This window comes from Kribbella sp. NPDC050124, assembly GCF_044460355.1.
In the GTDB taxonomy this organism is placed as follows: Bacteria; Actinomycetota; Actinomycetes; order Propionibacteriales; family Kribbellaceae; genus Kribbella.
This window is the reverse complement of sequence record NZ_JBITJU010000001.1, coordinates 171331-194719: the sequence shown is the minus strand read 5'-3', so window position 1 is coordinate 194719 and position 23389 is coordinate 171331. Positions and strand designations below refer to the sequence as shown.

23 protein-coding genes are annotated in these 23389 nt (G+C 68.8%); 10 read left to right on the top strand and 13 right to left on the bottom strand.

Features of this window, described 5'->3' with window-relative positions:
* Window positions 1-79: 79 nt before the first annotated feature.
* On the top strand, window positions 80-1009 hold the full coding sequence (locus ACIBL3_RS01005; protein WP_396351098.1) for a LysR family transcriptional regulator: 930 nt from the start codon (window positions 80-82) through the stop codon (window positions 1007-1009).
* A 111-nt stretch (window positions 1010-1120) separates the two neighbouring features.
* Here the strand turns inward: ACIBL3_RS01005 and ACIBL3_RS01000 are convergent, their stop codons facing one another.
* From ACIBL3_RS01000 to ACIBL3_RS00990, 3 genes are all read right to left on the bottom strand, one after another.
* Complete coding sequence (locus tag ACIBL3_RS01000) at window positions 1121-1945, bottom strand: aldo/keto reductase (protein WP_396351097.1); 825 nt, start codon at window positions 1943-1945, stop codon at window positions 1121-1123.
* Window positions 1946-2007: 62 nt separating this feature from the next.
* Entirely contained in the window at window positions 2008-3093 is a 1086-nt protein-coding gene (locus ACIBL3_RS00995) for a winged helix DNA-binding domain-containing protein (protein ID WP_396351096.1), read from the bottom strand.
* 31 nt (window positions 3094-3124) lie between these two features.
* On the bottom strand, window positions 3125-3511 hold the full coding sequence (locus ACIBL3_RS00990; RefSeq protein ID WP_396351095.1) for a hypothetical protein: 387 nt from the start codon (window positions 3509-3511) through the stop codon (window positions 3125-3127).
* A gap of 299 nt (window positions 3512-3810) precedes the next feature.
* Between ACIBL3_RS00990 and ACIBL3_RS00985 the strand changes: the two genes are divergently transcribed.
* On the top strand, window positions 3811-4743 hold the full coding sequence (locus ACIBL3_RS00985) for a hypothetical protein (protein WP_396351094.1): 933 nt from the start codon (window positions 3811-3813) through the stop codon (window positions 4741-4743).
* Between the two features lie 3 nt (window positions 4744-4746).
* On the opposite strand, the gene ACIBL3_RS00980 is transcribed toward ACIBL3_RS00985, so the two are convergent.
* Complete coding sequence (locus ACIBL3_RS00980) at window positions 4747-5931, bottom strand: glycine C-acetyltransferase (RefSeq protein WP_396351093.1); 1185 nt, start codon at window positions 5929-5931, stop codon at window positions 4747-4749.
* Window positions 5931-6980 carry an L-threonine 3-dehydrogenase gene (gene tdh, locus ACIBL3_RS00975; RefSeq protein ID WP_396351092.1) on the bottom strand — a complete coding sequence of 350 codons (1050 nt, stop codon included), beginning with the start codon at window positions 6978-6980 and terminating at the stop codon, window positions 5931-5933. The genes ACIBL3_RS00980 and tdh overlap by 1 nt, the downstream gene beginning before the upstream one ends.
* A gap of 132 nt (window positions 6981-7112) precedes the next feature.
* Here tdh and pyrE point away from each other — a divergent pair, with 132 nt between their 5' ends.
* The 5 genes from pyrE (at window position 7113) to ACIBL3_RS00950 (ending at window position 12987) form a co-directional block, all read left to right on the top strand.
* Complete coding sequence (pyrE, locus tag ACIBL3_RS00970; protein ID WP_396351091.1) at window positions 7113-7655, top strand: orotate phosphoribosyltransferase; 543 nt, start codon at window positions 7113-7115, stop codon at window positions 7653-7655.
* On the top strand, window positions 7655-8374 hold the full coding sequence (locus ACIBL3_RS00965) for a hypothetical protein (RefSeq protein ID WP_396351090.1): 720 nt from the start codon (window positions 7655-7657) through the stop codon (window positions 8372-8374). The genes pyrE and ACIBL3_RS00965 overlap by 1 nt, the downstream gene beginning before the upstream one ends.
* A gap of 55 nt (window positions 8375-8429) precedes the next feature.
* Window positions 8430-9284, top strand: a complete 855-nt coding sequence (locus ACIBL3_RS00960; protein ID WP_396351089.1) for a LemA family protein — start codon at window positions 8430-8432, stop codon at window positions 9282-9284.
* Between the two features lie 213 nt (window positions 9285-9497).
* A complete protein-coding gene (locus tag ACIBL3_RS00955; protein WP_396351088.1) occupies window positions 9498-12482 on the top strand; it encodes an AfsR/SARP family transcriptional regulator in 2985 nt (994 codons plus the stop codon).
* A 127-nt stretch (window positions 12483-12609) separates the two neighbouring features.
* Window positions 12610-12987, top strand: coding sequence for a hypothetical protein (locus ACIBL3_RS00950; protein WP_396351087.1), 378 nt, complete (start codon window positions 12610-12612; stop codon window positions 12985-12987).
* Window positions 12988-12994: 7 nt separating this feature from the next.
* Here ACIBL3_RS00950 and galE read toward each other — a convergent pair whose 3' ends face one another.
* Complete coding sequence (gene galE / locus ACIBL3_RS00945) at window positions 12995-13984, bottom strand: UDP-glucose 4-epimerase GalE (RefSeq protein ID WP_396351086.1); 990 nt, start codon at window positions 13982-13984, stop codon at window positions 12995-12997.
* A 78-nt stretch (window positions 13985-14062) separates the two neighbouring features.
* Window positions 14063-14752, bottom strand: coding sequence for a DedA family protein (locus tag ACIBL3_RS00940; protein WP_396351085.1), 690 nt, complete (start codon window positions 14750-14752; stop codon window positions 14063-14065).
* A 72-nt stretch (window positions 14753-14824) separates the two neighbouring features.
* Here ACIBL3_RS00940 and ACIBL3_RS00935 point away from each other — a divergent pair, with 72 nt between their 5' ends.
* The 3 genes from ACIBL3_RS00935 to ACIBL3_RS00925 all read left to right on the top strand — a co-directional run bounded on the left by ACIBL3_RS00935 (window position 14825) and on the right by ACIBL3_RS00925 (window position 16947).
* Window positions 14825-15445 (top strand): TrmH family RNA methyltransferase, encoded by a 621-nt coding sequence (locus ACIBL3_RS00935; RefSeq protein WP_396352290.1) that lies wholly within the window; start codon window positions 14825-14827, stop codon window positions 15443-15445.
* Window positions 15442-16632, top strand: a complete 1191-nt coding sequence (locus tag ACIBL3_RS00930; protein WP_396351084.1) for an alpha-amylase family protein — start codon at window positions 15442-15444, stop codon at window positions 16630-16632. The genes ACIBL3_RS00935 and ACIBL3_RS00930 overlap by 4 nt, the downstream gene beginning before the upstream one ends.
* 129 nt (window positions 16633-16761) lie before the next feature.
* Complete coding sequence (locus ACIBL3_RS00925) at window positions 16762-16947, top strand: hypothetical protein (RefSeq protein WP_396351083.1); 186 nt, start codon at window positions 16762-16764, stop codon at window positions 16945-16947.
* Here the strand turns inward: ACIBL3_RS00925 and ACIBL3_RS00920 are convergent.
* The 6 genes from ACIBL3_RS00920 to ACIBL3_RS00895 are packed head-to-tail and all read right to left on the bottom strand — an operon-like array spanning window position 16936 to window position 23342.
* The gene (locus ACIBL3_RS00920; protein ID WP_396351082.1) at window positions 16936-18666 is read right to left on the bottom strand and encodes an FAD-dependent oxidoreductase; all 1731 of its coding nucleotides are present in this window, start codon (window positions 18664-18666) and stop codon (window positions 16936-16938) included. The genes ACIBL3_RS00925 and ACIBL3_RS00920 overlap by 12 nt on opposite strands.
* On the bottom strand, window positions 18663-19532 hold the full coding sequence (locus ACIBL3_RS00915; RefSeq protein WP_396351081.1) for an intradiol ring-cleavage dioxygenase: 870 nt from the start codon (window positions 19530-19532) through the stop codon (window positions 18663-18665). Before ACIBL3_RS00915 ends, ACIBL3_RS00920 begins: the two co-directional genes overlap by 4 nt.
* Window positions 19533-19543: 11 nt before the next feature.
* Window positions 19544-20734, bottom strand: coding sequence for a thiolase family protein (locus tag ACIBL3_RS00910; protein ID WP_396351080.1), 1191 nt, complete (start codon window positions 20732-20734; stop codon window positions 19544-19546).
* Window positions 20731-21771, bottom strand: a complete 1041-nt coding sequence (locus ACIBL3_RS00905) for a maleylacetate reductase (protein ID WP_396351079.1) — start codon at window positions 21769-21771, stop codon at window positions 20731-20733. Before ACIBL3_RS00905 ends, ACIBL3_RS00910 begins: the two co-directional genes overlap by 4 nt.
* Window positions 21764-22519 (bottom strand): CoA-transferase subunit beta, encoded by a 756-nt coding sequence (locus tag ACIBL3_RS00900; RefSeq protein ID WP_396351078.1) that lies wholly within the window; start codon window positions 22517-22519, stop codon window positions 21764-21766. Before ACIBL3_RS00900 ends, ACIBL3_RS00905 begins: the two co-directional genes overlap by 8 nt.
* Window positions 22512-23342 carry a CoA transferase subunit A gene (locus tag ACIBL3_RS00895; protein WP_396351077.1) on the bottom strand — a complete coding sequence of 277 codons (831 nt, stop codon included), beginning with the start codon at window positions 23340-23342 and terminating at the stop codon, window positions 22512-22514. The genes ACIBL3_RS00900 and ACIBL3_RS00895 overlap by 8 nt, the downstream gene beginning before the upstream one ends.
* Window positions 23343-23389: the final 47 nt, after the last annotated feature.

Here is a 23389-nt window from a genome sequence, read left to right as displayed (position 1 = left end):
CGACACTAGGAACCGGAGTCTTGATACGTCCAATGAAAGTTCTTCGCACAGTTGATGTGTCTGGTGCATGATCGTCGTCATGGAACTGCGCCAGCTCAGCTCGTTCGTGGTGGTGGCCGAGGAGATGAACGTCGGCCGGGCCGCCGCACGGCTGCATCTCACCCAGCCTTCGCTCAGCCGGCAGATCGCGGCGCTGGAGCGCGACCTGGGTGTCGAGTTGTTCGCCCGGGTGAAGCGCCGGTTCGTGCTGACCGCGGCCGGCGAGAGTTTTCTGGCCGATGCGCAGGATCTGCTGCGGCGGTCCGACGAGGCGGTCCGGGCCGCACAGCGGACGCAGCGGGGTGAGCTGGGGACCTTGCGATTGCGGTTCGTGCAGTCGGCGACGTTCGAGGTGCTGCCGCGGTTGCTGGGCACGTTCCGGCAGGCCTATCCGGAGGTCGTGCTCGATCTGGAGAGCGTGACGACGATCCGGCAGACGGAGGCACTGCGGGACGGCCGGATCGACGTCGGGTTGATGCGCCCGACGACCCCGGAAGGTGCGCGAACCACGGCCGGAAGGATGCACGGTCTGCTGACCCGGGTGGTGTCGAACGACCCGTTGGTCGCGGTACTTCCGGCAAGACATCGGCTCGCGCGGCGGAAGCGGATCCGGCTCGAGGAGCTCGCGGAGGATCCGTTCGTCTTCTACACCCGGTTGAGCGGGCCCGTCGTCCATGACTCGATCGTCGGCTACTGCCGGGCCGCCGGGTTCACGCCGCGGATCGAGCAGGAGGCCGCCGACGTCCAGACGATCGTGTCGTTGGTCGCGGCCGGCCTCGGTGTCTCCCTGCTGATCGGCCCGACCCCGCCGTCGAACCCGGAGGCGGTCGTCTACCGCGAGTTGTCCGACGACCTACCACCCTGGCAACTCTGCGTCGCCTGGTCCCCGGACAACCGATCCCCGGTTCTGTCGCGCTTCCTGGACCTCCTGCAACCCGCCGCCACCCCCTCCCCGCGTTCGAGGGGATAACCCCTCGAATGCAGGGTTCTCTGCTCGTATACCAGGGGATAACCCACAAGCTCAGGGGTTATCCCCTGGAATGGTGGCGGGTCGGGAGGGGTGGTGGCGGGTCGGGAGGGGTCAGCCGAAGGTGTCGGGGTCGGCGCCGGTGCGGACGCCGGTCTCGAGGTCGGCGATCGCGGCCATGTCGTCGTTGTCCAGCTGGAAGTCGACGACCTCGAAGTTCTCCTGGATCCGGCTCGGCGTCTTCGACTTCGGGATCACCACGTTGCCGAGCTGCAGGTGCCAGCGGATGACGACCTGAGCCGGGGTCTTGCTGTGCTTCTCGGCCAGCGTCTTCAACGCCGGCTGACTCAGCAGCTCGCCCTGCGCCAGCGGGCTCCAGGCCTGCGTGACGATGTCGTTCTCCGCGTTGAACGCGCGCAGCTCGTCCTGCGGCAGCGCCGGGTGCAGCTCGATCTGGTTCACCGCCGGCCGGATCGTGGTCTCGTCGAACAGCCGCCGCAGCGCCGGCTCGTGGAAGTTCGACACCCCGATCGCGCGGATCCGCTTGTCGGCGTACAGCTGTTCGAACGCCTTCCAGGTGTCGACGTACCTGTCCTTCTTCAGCGACTGCCAGTGGATCAGGTACAGGTCGACGTACTCGAGACCGAGCCGCTCCAGGCTCGCGTCGAACGCCTTCAGCGTGGTGTCGTAGCCCTGGTCGCTGTTCCAGAGCTTGGTGGTGATGAAGAGTTCGTCGCGGGGCAGCTCCGCCGCGGCGATCGCCCGCCCGACGCCTGCTTCGTTGCCGTAGATCGCCGCCGTGTCGATGTGCCGGTAGCCGGTCTCGAACGCGGTCGTCACGACATCGGTGACGAGGTCGTCCTCGATCTGCCAGACCCCCAGGCCCAGCTGCGGGATCTCGACACCGTTGTCCAGAGTGATGGTGGGGACTGTGCTCATTCGTCTATTCCACCGGGCCGGAGGGTTCCGGCCCAGTCATCCGACGTGTGACAACAACCTCATCAGCTGTCCGTAACCACCTCATGGGTCTTCGCATCTGGCTCCAGGAACCGCAGCAGTCCGGCTCCCTCGCGCTCCAGCTCGGCCATCGTCTTCTTCGTCGTACGCCCGAACGGCGTAAGCGTGAGAGTCGCCACACCACGCTTGGTCGCCGCCGTCCACAGGCCCGCGACCACGCCGTCCACGGTGTACGTCGCCTTGACCCGCAGGTTCTTCGTGAACACGGCCGGCTTGTGCTTGTCCGCGATGATCCGCTCCCGCTTGGCGTGCGCGAGCAGCAGGTTGTCGAACTCCGGCAGGAACCGGACCGGGGCCGGCGTGTCCGGATCCGGCCGCGGCCCATCCGGTACGTCGTACAGCGGCTTGCCGGCCTCGTCCGTGAATTCCTCGAGCTCGAGTCCGTCGAACAAGGGCTTCGCCTTCGGCAGGCCGGACCAGGTCTGGAAGTCCGCCGGCGTCGCCGGGCCGAATGCCTCCAGGTAGCGAACGACGAGCTCCTCCGGCTCGGCCTTGGTGTGCAGCTTCCCGCCCACCCACTCCTCGGCCGGCGTGAAGCGCGCGTTCGCCGGCCAGCCCCAGCGGGCGCCGGTCGGGTACATCACCAGCGGCACCATCATCCGGGTGCAGAACCCGAGCGCCCGCTCGTTCACCGCCGGGAACTCCTTCTGCAACGCGTCTCGCACCTCGGTGAAGGTCAAGGGCTCCTTGGCCAGCAGCTTCCGCGCAGCCTTGACCACCTTCTCCGGCTCGAGCCCCTCGCCGCGCTCCTGGAGCATCCGCAGCCCCGCCTCGAGCACCGGCGCCAAGGTCGTCCGGAACCGCAGATAGTCCTCCGCGGTCACCAGATGCAGCGTGCCGCGGAACAGCGTCGCCCGTACGACGGCTCGCTCCTCGACGGCCTGATCCAAGTCCGCCTCGGCGAACCTGTCGACCCGGGACCACAACCCGACGTACGGATGCTTGGGCTCCTGCCCCTGCATTCCCGCGAGCCGCCCGACAGCATCCACCGCCGACACGTCGGCGCGCTCCACCAGCATCTGCCGGGCCAGCGTCGCCCGATTGACCGCCTTCGCACTCAGAACCGCCATGCAGGAATCCTGCCCGGCAGCACCGACAAAGTCAGCTGTAGTCCTTCTCGTCGTACTTCGGGAGACCGAGCAGCCGGCGGATCTCGGCGGCGGGGGCCTTGCCGCTCTCTGCGGAAGCGAGCTTCACGTGCCGGGCCATCTCCGAGAGGCCGTCGGCCGCGGCCACCTGCAACCAGTGCGGGCGGGCGGCCGCGTCGGCGCGGGCCAGTGCCGCGATCTGAGCCGAGACCTCGCCCGGCCAGGCGATCGACTGCAGCGCTCGCGATTCCGCGAGGTTCGTGGCGGCGACCGCTCGCGCCCGCGCCTGCAAAGTCTTCACCGAGGCGCCGCTGTTGGCCGCCTTCTCGAAACGCTCCAGCGCCACGTTGTACGGCCGAGTCACCTCGAGGTACCGCTTCGCCGCCGCAGTCATGCTCAACGGCCGAGGCTTGGTCGTCGCCGCTGGAGCACTCGGCGCCACGGTGGGAGTCACCACGCTGGGGGTTGCGACCGGCGTACTCGTCGAAGTGACCGCAACCGGCTGCTCCTCACCGCATCCCACGACGCACAACAACACAACCCCGGCAACAACCAGCACCCGACGCATGACGCTCCCTCACCAGGATGAACCGAATCAGACTAGCCGCAGCTCCGAAGATCGCCCCAGGTGGATGAGGCCGCGGCGCGGCGGGGATGCGATGTTCGTCCGGAGAGAACGGAGGGGCTCCGGTGTCGCTGATGGTGCGAGCGGTTGGTCTGGCGGTGACCGCCCTGCTGCTCGGCTCGTGCGGAGACACCGGATCTGCCGACCGGCCGGTGCCGACGGCGACGCGATCGGTGCCGTCGCCGACGGCGACGCTCCCGGAGCCCACCCGCTCTCCGGACCGCGAGGAGACCACGGCCAGCGCCGAACCCACGCGTACCCGGTCACCGGAGCGCGGCGAGACCACGTCGCCACCCGAGAGGTCGGAGCCCCCGTCGCCAACCCAGCCGGAGTCCACCCGGTCGTCCGAAACCCAGGCTGCCCCATCGCCGACCCAAGCGGCGCCGCCCAGCCCCGCCCGGTCTTCAGTACCCCAGGCGGCCCCGTCGCCGACTCAGCCTGCACAAGAACCGACCTCCGCTGAGTCATCGGAGCGTGCGCAGACCACCGCTCCGACCCAGGCGGCCAGCCCAACAGGCCCGCCGTCGACCATCTCGCCGTCGGTCGAGCCCACGTCGGCCGAGTCGGACGGCACGCCCGCCTGGTTGTGGGTGCTAGGACTGATCGTGCTCGCGCTCGCCGTCGGCATACCCCTGCTCGTCAGGGCGAGCCACCGCCGTGACTGGCGGGCCGACCTCGCCGCCGCCGAGGAAGAGGTCGCGTGGTTCGCCCGGGTGCTCATTCCGGAACTCCGTCAGCAACCGTCGCCCGCGGCAGCGGCCGGCGCCTGGAACATCGCGGAGGGCCGGGTCGCCGCGGTCGAGGATCGCCTGACAGCTCTCGAACCGGCGGCACCGGACGAGTCCGCCCAACAACGGGCGATCACCTTGCGAGACGCCGTACGGGCAGCACGGGGCGAGATCCGGGACCTGCTGGCATCCGGCCGTCCGGACACGTTCAGCCAAGAGCTCGGCGCGGTCGCCTGGCGGCTCGAGCAGGTCCTTGGCGTACCGGACCCGTTGGCGTGACGCCTACCCGGCGAGGGCCGCGCGGGCTTCGATGAAGGCGGCGATGGCGCGCTCGACGTCTTCGGTGGAGTGTGCCGCGGACAGTTGGACCCGGATGCGGGCCTTGCCGTGCGGTACGACGGGGTAGGAGAAGCCGATGACGTAGACGCCGAGCTCGAGGAGCTTGTCCGCGAGCCGGCCCGCCTCGGCGGCGTCGCCGATCATGACGGGGGAGATCGGGTGGTCGCCGGGCAGGACGTCGAAGCCGGCTTCGGTCATCTTGGTGCGGAAGAGCTTGGTGTTCGCGGTGAGCTTGTCGCGTAGGTTGCTGGAGCCGCCGATCAGCTCCAGGGCCTTCAGCGACGCAGCGGTCACCGAGGGAGCCAGGGAGTTGGAGAAGAGGTACGGGCGGGAGCGCTGCCGGAGCAGCTCGACGATCTCGCGCCGACCGGAGACGTAGCCGCCGGACGCGCCCCCGAGGGCCTTGCCGAGGGTGCCGGTGATGACGTCGACGCGGTCCTTCACGCCGAACAGGGACGGGGTGCCGGCGCCGTCCGGGCCGACGAAACCGACCGCGTGCGAGTCGTCGACCATGACCAGGGCGTCGTACCGCTCGGCCAGGTCGCAGATCTCGTCGAGCGGGGCGACGTACCCGTCCATCGAGAAGACGCCGTCGGTGGCGATCAGCCGGTAGCGGGCGTCGGCGGCGTCCTTGAGCTGGGCCTCGAGGTCGGCCATGTCGCGGTTCTTGTAGCGGTACCGCTTGGCCTTGGACAGCCGGATGCCGTCGATGATGCTGGCGTGGTTGAGCTCGTCGGAGATGACCGCGTCCTCGGCGCCGAGCAGCGTCTCGAACAGACCGCCGTTGGCGTCGAAGCAGGAGCTGTAGAGGATGGTGTCCTCGCTGCCGAGGAAGTTGCTCAGGGCGCCTTCCAGGTCCTTGTGGATCTGCTGCGTGCCGCAGATGAACCGCACCGACGCCATCCCGAAGCCCCACTGGTCCAGGGCGGCCCGGGCGGCCGCGATCACCTCGGGGTGGTCGGCCAGGCCGAGGTAGTTGTTGGCGCAGAAGTTGAGTACCTCGTTGCCAGTGGCAACCGAGATCAACGCCTGCTGCGGTGAGGTGATCACCCGCTCGGACTTGTACAGCCCGGCGTCCCGGATCTCGCCGATGGTCACCGTCAGGTCGTCCCGCATCCGCCCGAACATCAGTGCTTCTCCTCCAACGTGTCCCGAGTCCAGTCCATGATCACCTTGCCGCACTGCCCCTGCCGGGCAACGTCGAAGGCCTGCTCGAAGTCGCCGTACCCGAACCGGTGGGTGATCACCGGGGTCAGGTCCAGGCCGCGTTCCAGCATCACCGACATCGAGTACCAGGTCTCGAACATCTCCCGGCCGTAGATGCCCTTGATGGTCAGCATGTTGAGCACCACCGTGCTCCAGTCGATCGCGATCTCGTCCGAGGGCAGCCCGAGCATCGCGATCCGCCCGCCGTGGGTCATGTTCGCGAGCATGTCCCGCAGCGCGGCCGGCTGCCCGGACATCTCCATCCCGACGTCGAACCCCTCCCGCATGCCGAGGCTCTGCTGGGCGTCCGCGATCGACTCCTCGCCGACGTTGACCGCGTGGGTGACGCCGATCTTGCGAGCGAGGTCCAGCCGGTACTCCGAGAGGTCGGTGATCACCACGTTGCGCGCACCCGCGTGCAGCGCGACCGCGGCGGCCATCACGCCGATCGGCCCGGCGCCGGTGATCAGCACGTCCTCACCGACCAGCGGGAACGACAGCGCGGTGTGTACGGCGTTGCCGAACGGGTCGAAGATCGCCGCGACATCCAGGTCGACCGGGTCCTTGTGCACCCACGCGTTGCTCGCGGGCAGCGCGACGTACTCGGCGAAGGCGCCCGGCACGTGGACGCCGAGGCCGCGGGTCTTGATGCACAGGTGGCGGCGGCCGGCCCGGCAGTTGCGGCAGCGGCCGCAGACCAGGTGACCCTCGCCGCTGACCAGGTCACCGACAGCGACGTCGCGGACACCGACGCCGATCTCGACCACCTCGCCGACGAACTCGTGCCCGGTCACCATCGGCACCGGCACGTTCTTCTGCGCCCAGTGGTCCCAGCTCTGGATGTGCAGGTCGGTGCCGCACAACCCGGTGCGGAGCACCTTGATCAGCACCTCGTCGGCCTCGATCTTGGGCTCGGGCACGTCCTGCAACCACAGGCCGGGCTTTGCCTCGGCCTTCACCAGTGCCTTCACGGCACACCTCCACCTTCGACGATCGTCCACATCGTCGTCCCGGGCAACCACCGGCGTCCATCGACACGTCGTACACAGCCTTTGCAGATCCTCTGCATGCTTGTCCGCCACGCGGGTCTAGGCTGGTGCGCCATGAGCTACGACCGGGACGGCCTGCTGGAGCAGGTGAAAACCAAGGCCATCGTGCACGGCAAGGTGACGCTGGCGTCGGGGAAGGAAGCCGACTACTACGTCGACCTGCGCCGGATCACGCTGGACGCCGCCGCGGCTCCGCTGATCGGCCCGGCGATGCTCGAGCTGACCAAGGACCTCGAGTACGACGCCGTCGGCGGACTGACCCTCGGTGCCGACCCGGTCGCGATGTCGATGCTGCATGCCGCCGCCCAGCAAGGCCGCCGGTTGGACGCGTTCGTCGTACGCAAGGCCGAGAAGACGCACGGTCTGCAGCGGCGGATCGAAGGGCCGGACGTGAAGGGCCGCCGGGTGCTCGCGGTCGAGGACACGTCCACCACCGGTGGCTCGGTGCTGACCGCGGTCGAGGCGCTGCGCGAGGCCGGCGCCGAGGTGGTCGCGGTCGCGGTGATCGTGGACCGGGCGACCGGGGCGCAGGAGACGGTGGAGTCCGAAGGCCTGGAGTACCGCTCGGTGTTCGGCCTCGAGGACCTGGGCCTCTGATGGAGCTCAACCCGGTCGTCATGATCCTGATCGCCTTCGTGGTCGGCGCCGGGATCTTCTACTTCAACTACCTGGCGGCGAAGAAGCGCCGCGAGCAGTTCGCCGCGTTCGCCGGCCAGAACGGCTGGTCGTACGTGCCGGCCAACAACGGGCTGGCCAACCAGTGGGCGGGTACGCCGTTCCAGACCGGGGACAACCGGCGGGCGACGAACGTGTTGTCCGGGGCGTTCAACGGGCACCAGATGGTTGCCTTCGACTACAGCTACCAGACGCACACCAGGAACTCGAAGGGCCACCGCCGGACCACGACGCACAAGTTCGGCGTCGTCGTACTGCAGCTGCCCGGGGCGCTGCCGCACCTGGAGGTCACCCATGAGGGGATCTTCGGCGGGGCGGTGGCGAACGCGTTCGGGTTCCGCGACCTCCAGTTCGAGAGCGACCAGTTCAACCGGGCGTTCCGGGTGAAGGCGGACGACGAGCGGTTCGGGCACGCGGTGGTGACGCCGCGGATGATGGAGCTGCTGCTGGCCCGCGGCGAGATCGGCTGGCGGATGGAGGGCAACTCCCTGGTCGGCTGGGACCAGGGCGCGCACAACCCGGCCGAGGTGATGAACCGGCTGTCCCTGCTGCAGCAGGTACTCGAGCAGGTTCCGCCGTACGTCTGGCGCGACTACGCGGGTGTGGACCCGCGGGCTCCGCAGCCGCCACAGACCTACTGACACGGATCAGCCGTAGAGTCGCTTCTGAGCATCGCCAACACTCGGGAGCAGGGGAATGCTGACCTTCGTCGTCATCGCGGTCGTTGCGGTCGTCGTGATTGTGGGAATCGCGCTGATCGTGTCGTACAACCGGTTCGTCAAGCAGCGGAACCTGATCCAGGAGTCGTGGCGGCAGATCGACGTCGAGCTGCACCGGCGCTACGACCTGATCCCGAACCTGGTCGAGTCGGTCCGGGCGTACGCCGCGCACGAGCGGCACGTGTTCGAGGAGGTCGCCCGGCTGCGCACCCAGGCGGTCAACGTGCAGGGCGCCCCGCCGGAGCAGCGGGCCGCGGCGGAGAGCGAGCTGTCCGGTGCGCTGCGTCAGCTGATGGTCTCGGTCGAGGCCTACCCGCAGCTGCAGTCGAACCAGAACTTCCTCAACCTGCAGCGTGAGCTGACCGACACCGAGGACCGGATCGCGGCCGGGCGGCGGTTCTTCAACGCCAACGTGGGCGACTACAACACCCGGGTCGAGGCGTTCCCGTCGAACCTGATCGCGAACGGCTTCAAGTTCGAGAAGGCCGGCTACTTCGAGGTGAACGACGAGCAGGTCCGTTCGGTCCCGCAGGTCTCGTTCGGCACCATCGGATCGGTCGCCGGTGAGCAGGCGCCGCCGCAGATGCAGGCCGGGCCGCAGTCGTCCGGCCAGATCCACCCGCAGATTCCGGGTGACCAGGGCAACTACCAGGGGCAGCCGCAGTTCCCGGCCTATCCGCAGCAACAGAGCCAGGGGCAGGCGCCGTACCAGGGCCAGCCGGGTCAGTACCAGGGCCAGCCCGGGTTCCAGGGCCAGCCACCGGTGGGCGGCCCGCCTGCGGGTTCCCCCAGCCCGCAGGACGGCCAGCCGCCGTTCACCGGTGGCCAGTAGGCACCGGTTCCCCGTGGTCCGGGTCCCCCGAACCCGAACTCTCGCCCAGTGCCAGACCCGGGAGCGACGGCGGTCAGTCGCCACACCCGGGCCTGCCTCCCCCCGGTACCGATGTCAACACTGCCGCACTGAGATACATCCGGCGTACATCGGTCCTTCCGGCGGGCACGGCGGGATGCCACGATAGGTCGTCCGAGCGGAGAGGGCAGGCATGTGGACAGTCTGAGGTACGGAATCCTCGGACCTCTGCGCCTGATCCATGTCCAGGGCCAGCCGCTCCGGGCGGCCAAGCCGCGTCAGTTGCTGGCCACGCTGCTGCTGCACCCGAACCGGTTCGTCTCGACCGATCTGATCGCCGACGCGCTCTGGGAGAACAGTCCGCCGCGTTCGGCGACCGCGAACATCCGCACCTATGTCCGGGCGCTGCGTGGTGTCCTGCAGGAGGCCGGGCTGCCCGCGCCGATCGACACGTCGGCCGCCGGCTACAGCATCGAGGTCGGTGTCGACGAGCTCGACGCCAGCCTGTTCGAGTCGCTGCTCGCCGAAGGCGGGCACCTCCGCGACGCCGGTGAGGGTCGCCAGGCCATGCAGGTGCTGTCGCGGGCCTATTCGCTCTGGCGCGGTCGCCCGCTCGAGGACCTGTCCGTCCCGGCTGCGTGGGAGGGCTCCCTGGCCCGGCTGGAGGCGCAGCACCGCGGTCTGGTCGACACACTGCTTGACCTGCGGCTGGAGCAGGGCGACGCGAGTGGTGCGGCCGTTTTGCTCAGCGCGCGCCTCACTGATGACCCGTACGACGAGCAGCTCTGGCGGCGACTCGTCGACGCGCTCCTGGCCGCTGGACGGGTCGGTGAAGCGCGAGCGGCGTACGCGAAAGCAGTGCAGACGCTCGCGGATGAGCTCGACATCAAGCCCGGTCCGGAGCTCGAAGCGGCCGGCGCCCGCGCCCAGAACGGACGCTCCGCCAACTGGCCGAACCCTGGCATCCCAGACGCACGTACCGCGGAACGCGGCCAGCCGGACGTCTCACAGCCAGGCCCCATGTCGGCGCCGGAGCTGACCGATCCGCAGCGACCGCCGAGCCAACTGCCGCTCGACCTGCCCGACTTCAGCGGTCGCCAGGATCAGCTCGACCAGCTGCGCGACCTGGTCTGCGGCCGCGACCCGGTCCGTCCGCCGATCGCGGTCATCTCAGGTGCACCCGGCACCGGGAAGACTTCGCTGGCCGTTCGGCTCGGCCATCTGGTCCGGGAGTCCTTCCCCGACGGGCAGATCTATCTGGACATGCACGGTGCGACGCAGCCGCGGGATCCGGCGGCAGCCCTCACCGACCTGCTCCTCAGCCTGAACCTGCCCGACTACGCGATCCCCGCCGACCCCGAGCGGCGGTCGGCGATGCTGCGGTCCGAGCTGGCCAGCCGCCGGGTGCTGATCATCCTCGACGACGTGGCCACGGCGAGCCAGGTGACGCCCCTGATGCCCGGTACCGGAGCGTCCGCCGTCGTCGTCACCAGCCGCAACCGGCTGATGGACCTGGCCGGTGCGGACAGCATGCCGCTCGACACCTTCAACGACGCCGAGGCAGCCGCTCTGCTCGACCTGGTCGCCGGCGCCGGTCGCGTCGACCGGACGTCGCCCGCGGCGGAGGAGATCCTGGCTGCCTGCGCGAACCTGCCGCTGGCGATCCGGATCGTCGGCAGCCGGCTGGCCCAGCGGCCGGACCTGAGTCCGCGCGAGCTGGCCCGCCGGTTGCGCGACGAGACGTCCCGGCTCGACGAGCTCAGCATCGGCGAGCTCGCCGTACGGACGAGTGCGGATCTCAGCTACGACGCGCTCAACCCGGAGGAGGCCCGGCTCTACCGGCTGATCGGCCACTTCGCGGTCGGGGTGTTCTCGGCGCGTGCGCTCGAGGCAGTTGCGTCGGAGGCCGCCGTACGGCGCAGTCTGGACCGGCTGATCGAGGTCAACCTGGTCCGGATCAGCTCGGTCGACCACCGCGGTACGGCGCGCTACCGGGTCCACGACCTGCTGCGACTGCACGCGATCGGGGTCGGCGACGAGGAGCAGAAAGCACAGGCGGTCCAGGACGTCACGACCGTGCTGGACGCGATCCTGAACAAGATCCGCCGGGCCAACGCCGCGCTCGCCTTCGTGTACTTCGGCGCCTTGGAGCACACCGGTCCGGTGACCGGACCGGATCCCTCGCCGTTCACCGAGACCGACGCGATCGCGTGGTTCGACAGTGAGCGCAGCACGTTCGTGCCGGCGATCCGGGCCGCCGCGCAGAACGGGTTGCACGACCAGGCGTGGCGGATCGCCTCGGCGTGGGCGCCGTACCTGGACATGCGGGCCGGTTTCGACGACTGGAACGGGTCGCACCAGCAGGGTCTGCTCAGCGCGATCGCCTGCGGAGACCGGCGCGGTGAGTCGATCATGCACCGCAACCTCGGCCAACTCGCGCTGTACCAGGACGATTGGGACACCGCCTGGCGGCACCTCGACGCGGCCGCGCAGCTGTCTGCCGAGGTCGGGGACCGGCTCGGCGAGGGCATCGCGAAGGTCGGCCTCGGGACCTGGTTGCGCGAACGCGGCCGGCCGGACGAAGGGCTCGAGCAGTACGAGCAGGCCGTCGAGGCGTTCGTCGAGGCCGGCAACGCGAACGCCGAGGCGCTCGCCCGGAGCGCGATCGCGAACATCTGGCTGGCCCGCGACGACACCGCGACGGCCGGCCGCTACCTGGCCCAGGCCTTCCTGATCGCCGTACGGCGGGTCGACAGCCACCGCGAGGCCAAGGTACGGCGACGGATCGCGGCACTGCGGGCCCGTCAGGGCAGGTACGACGACGCCGTGCGGCAACTGCGGACGGCGCTGAAGATCTTCAACGGCATGGGCGACGACCACTGCGCGGCGTACACCCGGGCCGATCTCGGACAGACCCTGATGGAGCGCGGCGAGGTCGCGGCGGCGCGGAAGATGCTGCTGGACTCGATCGACATCGGGCACCGGCTCGGCGACCGCAGCGTCGAGGGGCAAGCGGCGCAGCACCTCGGGCAGCTGTACCTGTCCACGGGCAACCTCGACTCGGCCCGCCGTACTCTCGACCGGGCCGCGCGGGTCTGGCAGCAGGCCGGCAACGACGTCCGCGCCGCCGAGTGCCGGCGCGAGCTCGCCAGCTTCGACGCCACTTCGGCCGCGGGCTGAATGTACGGCGGGTGTATCCCCGCCGACCAGGATCTGTCCCACCACGGCAACACAGGCCGTCGGGTTTCGGGGACTCGGGGGAAGGACTGGCTATGGCCGAAGTGCTCCGCGCTGGGGGGAGGTTGTCGTGGAACGGCGGGTGGCGAACCCGCGGGACGTCGAGGCGGCGCTGAACTGGCAGCTGGAACGGGTGGGCTCGGCGGCCTGGCAGGACTGGCCGCTGAAGTTCCAGCGGATGGCCTTCGGCTACGCCCAGGACAGCGGCTGGCACGATCCCGTCGACGCGGTGCGATGGCTCGACCACCATGCCCTCCTCCAGGAGGGCGCGGCGCCACGGGGGGCGCTGGTCTGGTACCAGGCGGCAGACCGGATCCGAGTAGCCTGCTCACTCGGCTCCGGCCAGGTGGTCGGCCCCCTCCTCCGCCCCCCAGTAGAAGTAGCCCCCCTCACCACCCTCACCACCGACTGGGTCTGGTCCCACCCCCACTTCCCCTTCGCCCACTGACCGGCGGTCACGTCACGCGACCGCCATGAGGCGTTCGTGCGCGACCGGTGGCGCGTGCCGCCCAGGCGCTGCGGGTGATGTCGTCAAGATCGTGAACTGCAGACCAGCCCAGTTCCGTTCGGATCTTCGCCGGGTTGGCGACCACCTCAGCTGCGTCGCCGACCCGAGGCTCGGTCGCGCGCCAGGGCACCGGCCGTCCAGTGGCCCGGCGTACCGCGTCGATGACCTCCAGGACGCTGGCGCCGATACCGCTCCCGACGTTGTAGATCGTGGCAAGCGGACCGTTCCTCAGCTGGTCGAGCACGTAGCGATGCGCGTGGGCGACGTCGGCGACATGAACGTAGTCCCGCACGCACGTGCCGTCCCGAGTCGGATGATCGATGCCGTTCACCGCGACGGCATCGCCCGTTTCCGCGGCATCGAGCAACCGCGGGATGAGATTGTCCGCGCCTGTGTCGGCGAGCGCCGGTGCGGCGGCGCCACCGACGTTGAAGTACCTCAGTACCGCCCAATCGACGCCATGGGCGGCTGCCGCGTCCCGGAGCAGATGTTCGGCAGCCAGCTTGGTCGATCCGTACGGCGAGGCCGGCTGGGTGACAGCGCTTTCAGTGACCGGACTCGGTGTGACTGGGCCATAGACCGCCGCACTGGACGAGAACAAGATCCGGCGGACACCGCCGCGCAGCATGGCAGTCAGCACGCTGTGGAGACCGTGCACGTTGTGGCGGTAGTAATCGAGCGGATGGCGAGTCGACTCCGCGACGCCTTTGTGACCAGCGAGATGGACAACACCCTCCACGTTGTGTGCGGCCATCACCCGGACCAACTGCGAAGTGTCGTGGACCGACCCGGCGACAAATGGCACGCTGCGATCCAGCCGAGTTCGGTGGCCTGCTGACAGGTCGTCCACGACGACTATGTTGTCGTTTGCGTGCTGCAACTCGCGGACGACGTGAGCGCCGATGTAGCCCGCGCCTCCGGTCACCAACCAGCTCATCGTCGCCCCCAGCTCCGCGTCGTCTGCCCCGGGAGTGTTACCTACCCGCTCCGGAGCTGCTGCACGCGTGGGGTGGGGCTACTCGCTGACGTTGTTGGTGGCGGCGTGTTTGGGGGTGGGGTCGGCGGGGGTGTTGCGGGCGCGGCGTTTGGCGAGGAACCATTCGACGAACATGGGGACCACGGAGACGAGGACGATCAGGAGGATCGCGGACTCGAGGTGTTCGTGGATGAACTTGACCTGGCCGAGGGCGTGGCCGAGCAGGGTCAGGCCGGTGGCCCAGAGGACGGCGCCGACGCCGGTCCAGACGAAGAACTTCCGCGGGTCCATCTTGCCGGCGCCGGCCACGATCGTGATGAAGGTGCGCACGATCGGGACGAACCGGGCCAGCACCAGCGCGCGCGGGCCGTACTTCTCGAAGAACTCATGCGTTTGCTCGATGTACTTCGGCTTCAGGAACCGCGCGTTCGGGTTGGTGAACAGGGTGGTCCCGAGCGCCCGGCCGATGTAGTAGCCGGACACGTTGCCGAGGAACGCCGCGACAGTGAGGATGACGCAGGCCAGCCACAACGGCACGTCGATCGTGCCGTGCGCGATGAACAGGCCGACGGCGAACAGCAGCGAGTCACCGGGCAGGATCGGGAACAGCAACCCGCACTCGATGAACACGACCGCTGCCGTGCCCCAGAGGGCCCAGTCACCCAGCCAGGTCAGCAGGTATTCCGGGTCCATCCAGTTCGGCATCAGCATCGCGACAAGAGAAAGCACGCGGACAGGGTAGCGTCCCAACCTGTGCGTGAGCTTCCTGGAGACTCAAAGCGGGATCTGATCGGTGCGGACATGGTCGGCCCGAACGAGGTCGGCGTGGGGCCGTGGCAGGGCGAGCGGCCGGACGATCCGCGGCTCGACCCGGAACTGCTCGCGCACGGTGATCGACGGAACGTGGTCGACAAGTACCGGTACTGGACGCTCGAGGCGATCGTCGCCGACCTGGACAAGCAGCGGAACCCGTTCCACGTCGCGATCGAGAACTGGCAGCACGACCTGAACATCGGCTCGGTCGTCCGGACCGCGAACGCCTTCCTCGCCGCCGAGGTCCACATCGTCGGCAACCGCAAGTGGAACCGCCGCGGCGCGATGGTCACCGACCGCTACCAGCACGTCCGCCACCACCCCCGCCTCGAGGACCTGGCGTCGTACGCCGCCGAGCACCAGCTGCCCGTGATCGGCATCGACAACCTGCCCGGCTCGGTCCCGCTGGAGACCTATGAACTCCCCTCCGCCTGCGTCCTGCTCTTCGGCCAGGAAGGACCGGGCCTCACCGAAGAGGCGCACGCGATCTGCACCGCCGTTCTCTCCATCGCACAGTTCGGCTCCACCCGTTCGATCAATGCCAGCGCCGCCGCCGCGATCGCCCTGCACGCCTGGATCCGCCGCCACACCTTCGACCAAAAGCCATGACCGACAACATGATCTGGTGGCAGATCTACCCCCTCGGCTTCACCGGCGCAGAGCAGACCGCGAGCCCAGCCGTCGTCCACCGCCTCGGCAGAGTGGAGAGCTGGCTCGACTACACGGTCGAGCTTGGCTGCACAGGACTGCTGCTCGGCCCGGTGTTCGCGTCCGAGACGCATGGCTACGACACCGTGGACCACTTCCGGATCGACCCGCGGCTCGGCGACGACGCCGACTTCGACCGGCTGATCGCCGAAGCCCACGAGCGTGGTCTCCGCGTCGCGCTCGACGGAGTGTTCAATCACGTCGCCTGGTCCTTCAACGGGCCCTCGGAATGGTTCCGTCGGCGCGCGGACGGGTCGTTCGACACCTTCGAAGGACACGAGCATCTGGTCGCGCTGGATCACGGTCAGCCCGCGGTCGCGCAGTACGTGAAGGACGTCCTGTCGCATTGGCTCGGCCGTGGTGTCGACGCGTGGCGGCTCGATGTCGCGTACGCCGTACCGCCTGAGTTCTGGCGGGCGGTGATCCCGCGGGCGGCGTATCCGGACGCGTGGTTCTTCGGCGAGGTCATCCATGGGGACTACGCCGCGTACGTCGCGGAGAGCGGGCTGGACTCGGTTACGCAGTACGAGTTGTGGAAGGCGATCTGGAGCTCGTTGAACGACGGGAACTTCTACGAGCTCGCTCATGCACTGGGGCGGCATGACGCGTTGCTGGACACGTTCGTGCCGCAGACGTTCGTCGGCAACCATGACGTGACCCGGATCGCCACCCAGTTGGAGGATGGGCGGCATCTTGGTCATGCGCTCGCGATTCTGTTCGCGGTTGGCGGCGTACCGAGCATCTACTCCGGTGACGAGCAGGGCTTTCGTGGGCTGAAGGAGGATCGGGTCGGCGGTGACGACGCGATCCGGCCGGAGTTCCCGGACACTCCCGGTGGGCTGGAGCCGGGCGGTTGGCCGACGTACCGGTTGCATCAGGAATTGATCGGCGTACGGCGGCGCCACCCGTGGCTCACCCGGGCGCGGACGAAGGTCGAGCACCTCACCAACGAGACGATCGCGCTCCGGTCGACCGATGGCGACTCGGAACTGGTGCTGCTGCTCAACATCTCGGACGCGGCGCAGTCCTTCCCGGATCACGCGGCCGAGGTGCCGGCGCACAGCTGGAGATTCCTGACGGTTCCGTAACCTCCGCAGCCGCCTCGGCGTTGTTGAGGTGTCAGTGAGGCTTCTCGACCAAAGTCAGCCCCAACTCGGGCGGGGCGGCGTGCATCGTGCATGCCGTACTGGGTTTGTGACGGGAAAAGGGGGTAGTTGATGAGTTCTCTGTGGGATGAGCTGATCCATGAGCTCGGGACCGTGCGCGCCCTGAGCGCGGCGGCGCTCGAGGCGCGCACGGAAACCTCGCGGGTGGCCCTGATCACCTTGCTCGACGCCGAGACCGCCGAGATCGCGGCGATCCTCGACCGGATCCTCCGGGAGGCCGAAACCTCAGCGGCCTAGCAGCGTGTTCATGACTTGCTCGAGTACGTCGGTGGCGTCCTCGGGGAGGTCGAAAGCGCGGTAGGCGATGTGCGCGTCCGGGCGGACCAGGAGGCAGCCCTCGTCCGGGATCTCGCGCGCCCGGGCCCAGTCGCCGTACAAATCATCCAGCTCATGACCCGGGCCGACCACGAACGGTTCGATCGGTACGCCGAGATGCTCCGAGACGGACTGCGCCGCCTTCACCCACGCGTCGCCGCCGATCCCGGTGAGCAGCGTGAACCGGCCCTTGCCGACGACGTCGAGGGTGCTCACGGTCTCCGAGCCGCGGGTCAGCCAGCAGTGCGGAATCCGGGCCCCCGGCCAGGTCGTCGGGTGGTAGTACAGCTCCGGATCACGCTCGTACGACGGTTCCGCCGTACCGTCACCGATCACCGCGTCCGACGTGTACCGCTGGCCGAGCTCGACCCCGTGGGCGTTGAACTCGTAGTCCTTCAGCTCGATCGCGGTCCGCAGCTCCTCGCGCTGGGCGGCGCCCTCCGGGGTTTCGTCCTTGCGGGACTCGATCGTCCGCCCGGGCGGCGCGTCCGGCGTCATCCCGAGGGCGCGGAAGATCTGGCCGAACTGCGTGCGGCTCTTGTTCGCCCGCTCCACGATCTGCCGGGCGATCGGCACCCGTTCCTCGTCGTACGTCGTCAGCAGGTCCGGCGACGCGTGGCCCTTGAGCACCAGCGACAGCTTCCAGGCCAGGTTGTACGCGTCCTGGATCGAGGTGTTCGAGCCGAGGCCGTTGCTCGGCGGGTGCCGGTGGATCGCGTCACCCATGCAGAACACGCGCCCGACCGTGGCTTGTTGGGCGTACATGTGGTTGACGCTCCACACCGACGTGCTCTTCAGCTTCACGTCGATGGTGTCGTCGCCGACCAGGTTGTGCACGATCTCGGTCGCCATCGCCTCGTCGACCACGGGCGCCGGCTGGTTGATGTCGTAACCCCACACGATCAGCCACTCGTTCCACGGCCGGACCATCCGGATCAGTCCGGCGCCGATGCCGCCGATCTGCGCGCCCGGTTGCAGCACCCAGTACAGGACGCTCGGGCGGTGGGCGACGTATCGAGACAGGTCGGCCTCGAAGACGATGTTCATCGAGCCCTCAATGTCCATCGCGCCGGCCATCGGCAGCCCGACGTCCTGCGCGACCTTGCTGCGACCACCGTCCGCGCCGATCAGGTACTTCGCCCGGATCTGGTACGTCGTGTTACTCAAGCGATCGCGGACGGTCGCGGTGACGCCGTCGTCGTCCTGCTCCAGCGAGAGGTACTCGGTGTTGAACCGCAACCGGGCGCCTCGACTGGCCGCCGTACTGAGCAGAATCGGCTCGAACAACGTCTGCGGCAGGTCGACCGGGAGCGTCGGACTCGCCTCGGTGTAGTCGGCCAGTCGGCGCGGATGCGTGCCCCACGTGCGGATCCGGCCGATCTCCTCGCCGGCGAGGCTGGTGCAGAACGCGGTCTCGCCCATCAGCGCGTGCTCGGTGCCCTTGTCCATCACCTGGTCCTCGATGCCCATGTCCCGCATCAGTTCGATCGTGCGCTGGTTGGTGATGTGGGCACGCGGGGTGTTGGCGGTCCAGCCGTACCGGGTGAGGACGACGTTGTCGACGCCGTACGTGGACAGGAACAGCGACGCCGCGCCGCCCGCCGGGCCACTGCCGACGATGAGGACATCCGTGGTGATCACTGAGTCTCCTCGGTGGTGGCGAGCACCAAGTCGTAGTGGACGGTGAAGTAGGGCTGGTCGGGAGTTTTGCCGTCCGGTACCGGCGCGCCGGCCGGATGCTCGGTGAAGTCGGCGATCAGCGAGTCCTTGACGCCGAAGACCGCGTCGTTCGCGAGGAATTCGTCACCGGCCGCGAACACGTGGGTGATCAGCCGCGCGTACCCGGGGGCGGTGACCATGAAGTGGATGTGGGCCGGCCGCATCGGTCCACGGCCGCCGGCCCGGAGCAGCTCGCCGACCGGGCCGTCGTCCGGGATCGGGTAGGCGACCGGCTTCACCGCCCAGAAGGAGTAGTTGCCGTCAGCATCGGTCGTCAGGTGGCCGCGGTTCTGCGGTCCGTCGAGGTCCTTTTGGACGTCGTAGAAGCCCTCCTCGTCGGCCTGCCAGGTCTCGACCTTCGCCTTGGCGATCGGCTCGCCCTTGGTGTTCAGGACGCGCCCACTCACCAGGCAGGGCTGTCCGGGCGCGCCGTTCGCGATGTCGCCGCCGAGCTCGACTTCCGGCGATCCCTCGACGAAGAAGGGGCCGAACACCGTCGACTGAGTGGCCTGCGGCGGCTTGCGGTTCTCCAGGCCCACGGTCAGCATCGACAGCCCGAGTACGTCGGCCAGTAGCACGAACTCCTGTCGGGTTCCGGTCGAGATCTGTCCGGTCCGGGTCAGGAAGTCGATCGCGGTGAAGTACTCCTCCTCGGTCAGCTCCACCTCGCGGGCGAATGCGTGCAGGTGCCGCACCAGCGCGCTCATCACGGTCCTGGTGCGCGGATCGACACTCTGGTCGAAGCTCGCGACCACCGCCTCGGTGAGGTCGTCGCCTTGCAGATCCATCTGGTTGCTCCTCATGCTTCGATCACCATCGCCAGGCCCTGGCCGACGCCGATGCACAACGTCGCCAGGCCGTAGCCACCGCCGCGCCGGACCAACTCGTGGGCGAGGGTGGTGAGAATGCGGGTTCCGGAACTGCCGAGCGGATGGCCGAGGGCGATCGCTCCGCCGTTCACGTTCACCTTGTCGCGGTCCAGCCCGGGCCATTGCTGCAGGCACGCGAGACTCTGAGCCGCGTACGCCTCGTTCAGCTCGACGAGTTTCAGGTCGTCCCAGCCGATGCCTGCTTTGCGCAGTGCCTTCTCGGACGCCTCGACCGGTCCGATGCCGAAGTACTGCGGATCGACCGCATGAACCGCCCTGCTGACAATCCGCGCCATCGGTACCGCGCCCAGCCGGTCAGCAGCCTCCTCACTGCCGATCAGCACGGCCGAGGCGCCGTCGTTCAACGTCGAGGCGTTCCCCGCTGTAACGGTGCCATCGGGGCGGAACGCCGGCTTGAGTCTCGCCATGGATTCCGGCGTGCCACCGTCGCGGATCGACTCGTCCCTGGTCAGCGGTGGTCCGGCGACGTCGAGACGGTCCCAGGGCACGAGCTCCGCGTCGAACGTGCCGGCTGCCCAGGCTTTGGCGGCCTTCTCGTGACTCTCGAGGGCGAACACGTCCTGGGCTTCGCGGCTGATGTTGTGCTTCTCCGCCAAGCGCTCGGTCGCCTCGCCGAGCGAGATCGTCCAGTCCTTCGGCATCTTCGGGTTGACCAGCCGCCAGCCGAGGGACGTCGACTCGGCCGTCAGGCTGCCGTGCGGATACGCGCGGTCCGGCTTCGGCAGCACCCACGGTGCTCGGCTCATCGACTCGACACCGCCGGCGATGACCAGGTCGGCATCGTTCGTCTCGATCGCCCGAGCCGCCTGGATCGCCGCTTCGAGGCCGGAGCCGCAGAGGCGGTTGACCGTCGTACCGGGAACGCTGGTGGGGAAGCCGGCGAGCAGCGCGGCCATGCGCGCGACGTCGCGATTCTCCTCGCCGGCGCCGTTCGCGTTGCCGAGGAAGATGTCGTCCAGCTCGGCGGGGTCGAGCTGCTTGCGGGTCGCGAGTTCCTTGAGGGTTGCCGCGGCGAGGTCGTCGGGGCGAGCGGACGCGAGGGCGCCGCCCAGCTTGCCGACCGGGGTGCGAACGGCGTCCAGGATGTAGGCGGATCTCATCTGGCTACTCCTTCAGGCCTGGTGCCTTGCCAGGCGCGGGTGAGGATGTCGTCGGCGTCGAAGGCCTTGGCGGCATCCCGTGCCTGGTCCTGGGTGAGGCCGAGTTGCTTCAAGCTGGTCGGGATGCCGGCCTCGGCGAACAGGTCGAACAGGCCGGTGGCCAGATCGCTTGTCTGCAAGGCGTCTTCCAACCGGGCTTTCGCTCTGGGGACGGCCGGCGCCTTGACCCTTGCAACCTGGGGGAGGACCACTGCGTGGGTCTCGGCGTGCGGGAGGTTGAACGTGCCGCCGAGGTAGTGACACAGCTTGTGATGCAGGTCCGAGCCCGAGTTCGCGAACGCCTGGCCGGCCAGACACGCGCCGTACAGGAGATTGCTTCGGGCATCTATGTCGGTTGGCTCCTGCAGGACTGCTCTGAGTCCGGTGGTGAGTGCTCGGGCCGCTTCGACCGCGAGGGTCTCCGTGATCGGGTCGGCCTTCGGTGTCCAGACGGCCTCGACGCAGTGGGCGAGCGCGTTGGCCGTGCTTGCTGCCGTGACGTTCTTCGGTAGCTGGAGCGTGAGGATGGGGTCGTAGACGACAACCTTCGGCAGGACCGTGAGATCCGATCCGGTGGTCTTGCCTTCGCTCGACGTCAGTCCCCAGACCGGCGTCATCTCAGACCCCGCGTAGGTCGTCGGAACTGCCACGATCGGCACTCCGGTGGCCAGCGCGATCGCCTTCGCCAGCCCGATTGCCGATCCGCCACCGATCGCAACTACCCCGTCGGCGTTGATGTCTCGTGCCTTTGTTCGTGCGTTCTCGGCGACCTCGGTCGGAACATGCTGCGTCACACCGTCGATCCGGCCGGCGAAGCGGTCCCTCAGTTCGACCTCGACCACGTCCGCCGCATCTCGCGCGGACCGGGTGGCGATCAGCAGCACCCGCCGTACTGCGAGCCCCTCGACCTCAGCGGCCACTCGATCCAGGGATCCAGCCCCGAGCACCACCCGGCCTGGTAGGAACGTGTGCTCGAATCCACCCGCTGTCTCAGGCATCGAGGTCCTCCCGGTTGCGGAGCCGGCGGAGGGCGGCCAACTCGGTACTGGTCGGGGGATCGATCTGTTTGATGCTGTCGGCAACCTTCAGCGGCCAGCCGGTCGCCGCACGGGCCTGCTCGACGGTGACGCCTGGATGCAGCCTGGTCAGCGTGAGTTCATTGGTCTGCGGATCCGGCTCGAGTACGCCGTGATCGGTGATGACCAGCGTGGGACCGGCACCGGGCGCCTGCCGTTCGCGCCCGGTCGGGCCGTACCCGACGGAGGTGACGAAGTCGACCTGCTCGACGAACGTGCGCGGCGACTGCTTCACGATCACGATCACCCGCCCAGCCGCGGCCGCGATCTCCGGCGCTCCGCCCGCACCCGGCAACCGGGTCCTGGGGTTCTCGTGCTCGCCGATCACCGTCGTGTTGATGTTCCCGAACCGGTCGATCTGCGCCGCCCCGAGGAACCCGACGTCGATCCGCCCGGCGCCGACCCAGTAGTTGAACATCTCCGGCACCGACACCACGGCGGTCGCCGTCGCGGCCAGATCGTCGTCCCCGATGGACAACGGCAACCGCCGCGGCTTCGCATCGATGGCCCCCGACTCGTACACCAACCGGCAGTTGGGCGCATGCGTCCGCCGAGCCAGGTTGGCCGCGAGATTGGGCGGCCCGACCCCCACCAGACAGACGTCCCCGTCCAGCAATTCACGCGCAGCCGCCACGTTCATCATGTCCGCGCTGTCCCAGTTGTCAGGCATCTGCAGTCACCTCCTGCGCCGCCGGAAGTCCGTTGGCCCGCGCCCACTCCAGGAACGCCGCACGGTCGCGGGAGATCGCGTCCCACTGCTGGTAGAAGTCGTTGTCGCGAACGGAGTAGCCGGCGGCGTACGACGGCCAGGCCCCACCCGGTACGACGCTCACCGCCGACAGCACCCAGTTCGGCAGGACGACCGCGCCGGTGCGGTCCGGGAACTCGTCCACCACCTCTTCCACGGTGACGATTGCCCGCTTCGCCGCCAGCACCGCCTCGCGCTGTACGCCGGTGATGCCCCAGAGCATGACGTTGCCGTCGCGGTCCGCCAGTTGGGCGTGGATCACGGCGACATCCGGCGTCACGGCCTTCACCGCGGCCAGCTCCTCACCCGTGAACGGGCAGGTGACCCGGCTGATGATGTCCCGCTGCTCCTCCAGATCCGTCCCGCGATATCCCCGCAGTACGGCGAACGGCAGTCGAGCCGCACCGGCGACGTACGCATTGGCGAGCCCGGCGTGGCTGTGCTCGTGGACGACGAGCCGGTGCGGCCAGTGCTTCTCGACCGCGTCACGGAGTCGGTGGAGTGAGCCGACGCCGGGGTTGCCGCCGTACGAGAACACGAGCTCGTCCGCGACGCCCAGCCCGATCAGCTGGTCGTAGATGAGGTCGGGTGTCATCCGGACGAGCGTCAGATGCCGGCGGCCTTGCCGGGCGATCTCGTGGGCGGCCGCGAACGGGATCAGGTGGGTGAAGCCTTCGAGCGCCACGGTGTCGCCGTCGTGCACGTGGGCCGCGATCGCTTCGCCGAGTGGAACTGGACTTGGCATGCGCTGCTCCGCTAGGATTTCGCTGAGCGAAAAGTTCTTCTTTCAAC

Excerpts from the sequence above, each read along its gene's own strand:
- ACIBL3_RS01005 (WP_396351098.1), top strand. The coding sequence starts at position 80 with ATGGAACTGCGCCAGCTCAGCTCGTTCGTGGTGGTGGCCGAGGAGATG.
- ACIBL3_RS01000 (WP_396351097.1), bottom strand. The coding sequence starts at position 1,945 with ATGAGCACAGTCCCCACCATCACTCTGGACAACGGTGTCGAGATCCCG.
- ACIBL3_RS00995 (WP_396351096.1), bottom strand. The coding sequence starts at position 3,093 with ATGGCGGTTCTGAGTGCGAAGGCGGTCAATCGGGCGACGCTGGCCCGG.
- ACIBL3_RS00985 (WP_396351094.1), top strand. The coding sequence starts at position 3,811 with ATGGTGCGAGCGGTTGGTCTGGCGGTGACCGCCCTGCTGCTCGGCTCG.
- ACIBL3_RS00980 (WP_396351093.1), bottom strand. The coding sequence starts at position 5,931 with ATGTTCGGGCGGATGCGGGACGACCTGACGGTGACCATCGGCGAGATC.
- pyrE (WP_396351091.1), top strand. The coding sequence starts at position 7,113 with ATGAGCTACGACCGGGACGGCCTGCTGGAGCAGGTGAAAACCAAGGCC.
- ACIBL3_RS00965 (WP_396351090.1), top strand. The coding sequence starts at position 7,655 with ATGGAGCTCAACCCGGTCGTCATGATCCTGATCGCCTTCGTGGTCGGC.
- ACIBL3_RS00960 (WP_396351089.1), top strand. The coding sequence starts at position 8,430 with ATGCTGACCTTCGTCGTCATCGCGGTCGTTGCGGTCGTCGTGATTGTG.
- galE (WP_396351086.1), bottom strand. The coding sequence starts at position 13,984 with ATGAGCTGGTTGGTGACCGGAGGCGCGGGCTACATCGGCGCTCACGTC.
- ACIBL3_RS00935 (WP_396352290.1), top strand. The coding sequence starts at position 14,825 with ATGGTCGGCCCGAACGAGGTCGGCGTGGGGCCGTGGCAGGGCGAGCGG.
- ACIBL3_RS00930 (WP_396351084.1), top strand. The coding sequence starts at position 15,442 with ATGACCGACAACATGATCTGGTGGCAGATCTACCCCCTCGGCTTCACC.
- ACIBL3_RS00925 (WP_396351083.1), top strand. The coding sequence starts at position 16,762 with ATGAGTTCTCTGTGGGATGAGCTGATCCATGAGCTCGGGACCGTGCGC.
- ACIBL3_RS00915 (WP_396351081.1), bottom strand. The coding sequence starts at position 19,532 with ATGGATCTGCAAGGCGACGACCTCACCGAGGCGGTGGTCGCGAGCTTC.
- ACIBL3_RS00910 (WP_396351080.1), bottom strand. The coding sequence starts at position 20,734 with ATGAGATCCGCCTACATCCTGGACGCCGTTCGCACCCCGGTCGGCAAG.
- ACIBL3_RS00905 (WP_396351079.1), bottom strand. The coding sequence starts at position 21,771 with ATGCCTGAGACAGCGGGTGGATTCGAGCACACGTTCCTACCAGGCCGG.
- ACIBL3_RS00900 (WP_396351078.1), bottom strand. The coding sequence starts at position 22,519 with ATGCCTGACAACTGGGACAGCGCGGACATGATGAACGTGGCGGCTGCG.
- ACIBL3_RS00895 (WP_396351077.1), bottom strand. The coding sequence starts at position 23,342 with ATGCCAAGTCCAGTTCCACTCGGCGAAGCGATCGCGGCCCACGTGCAC.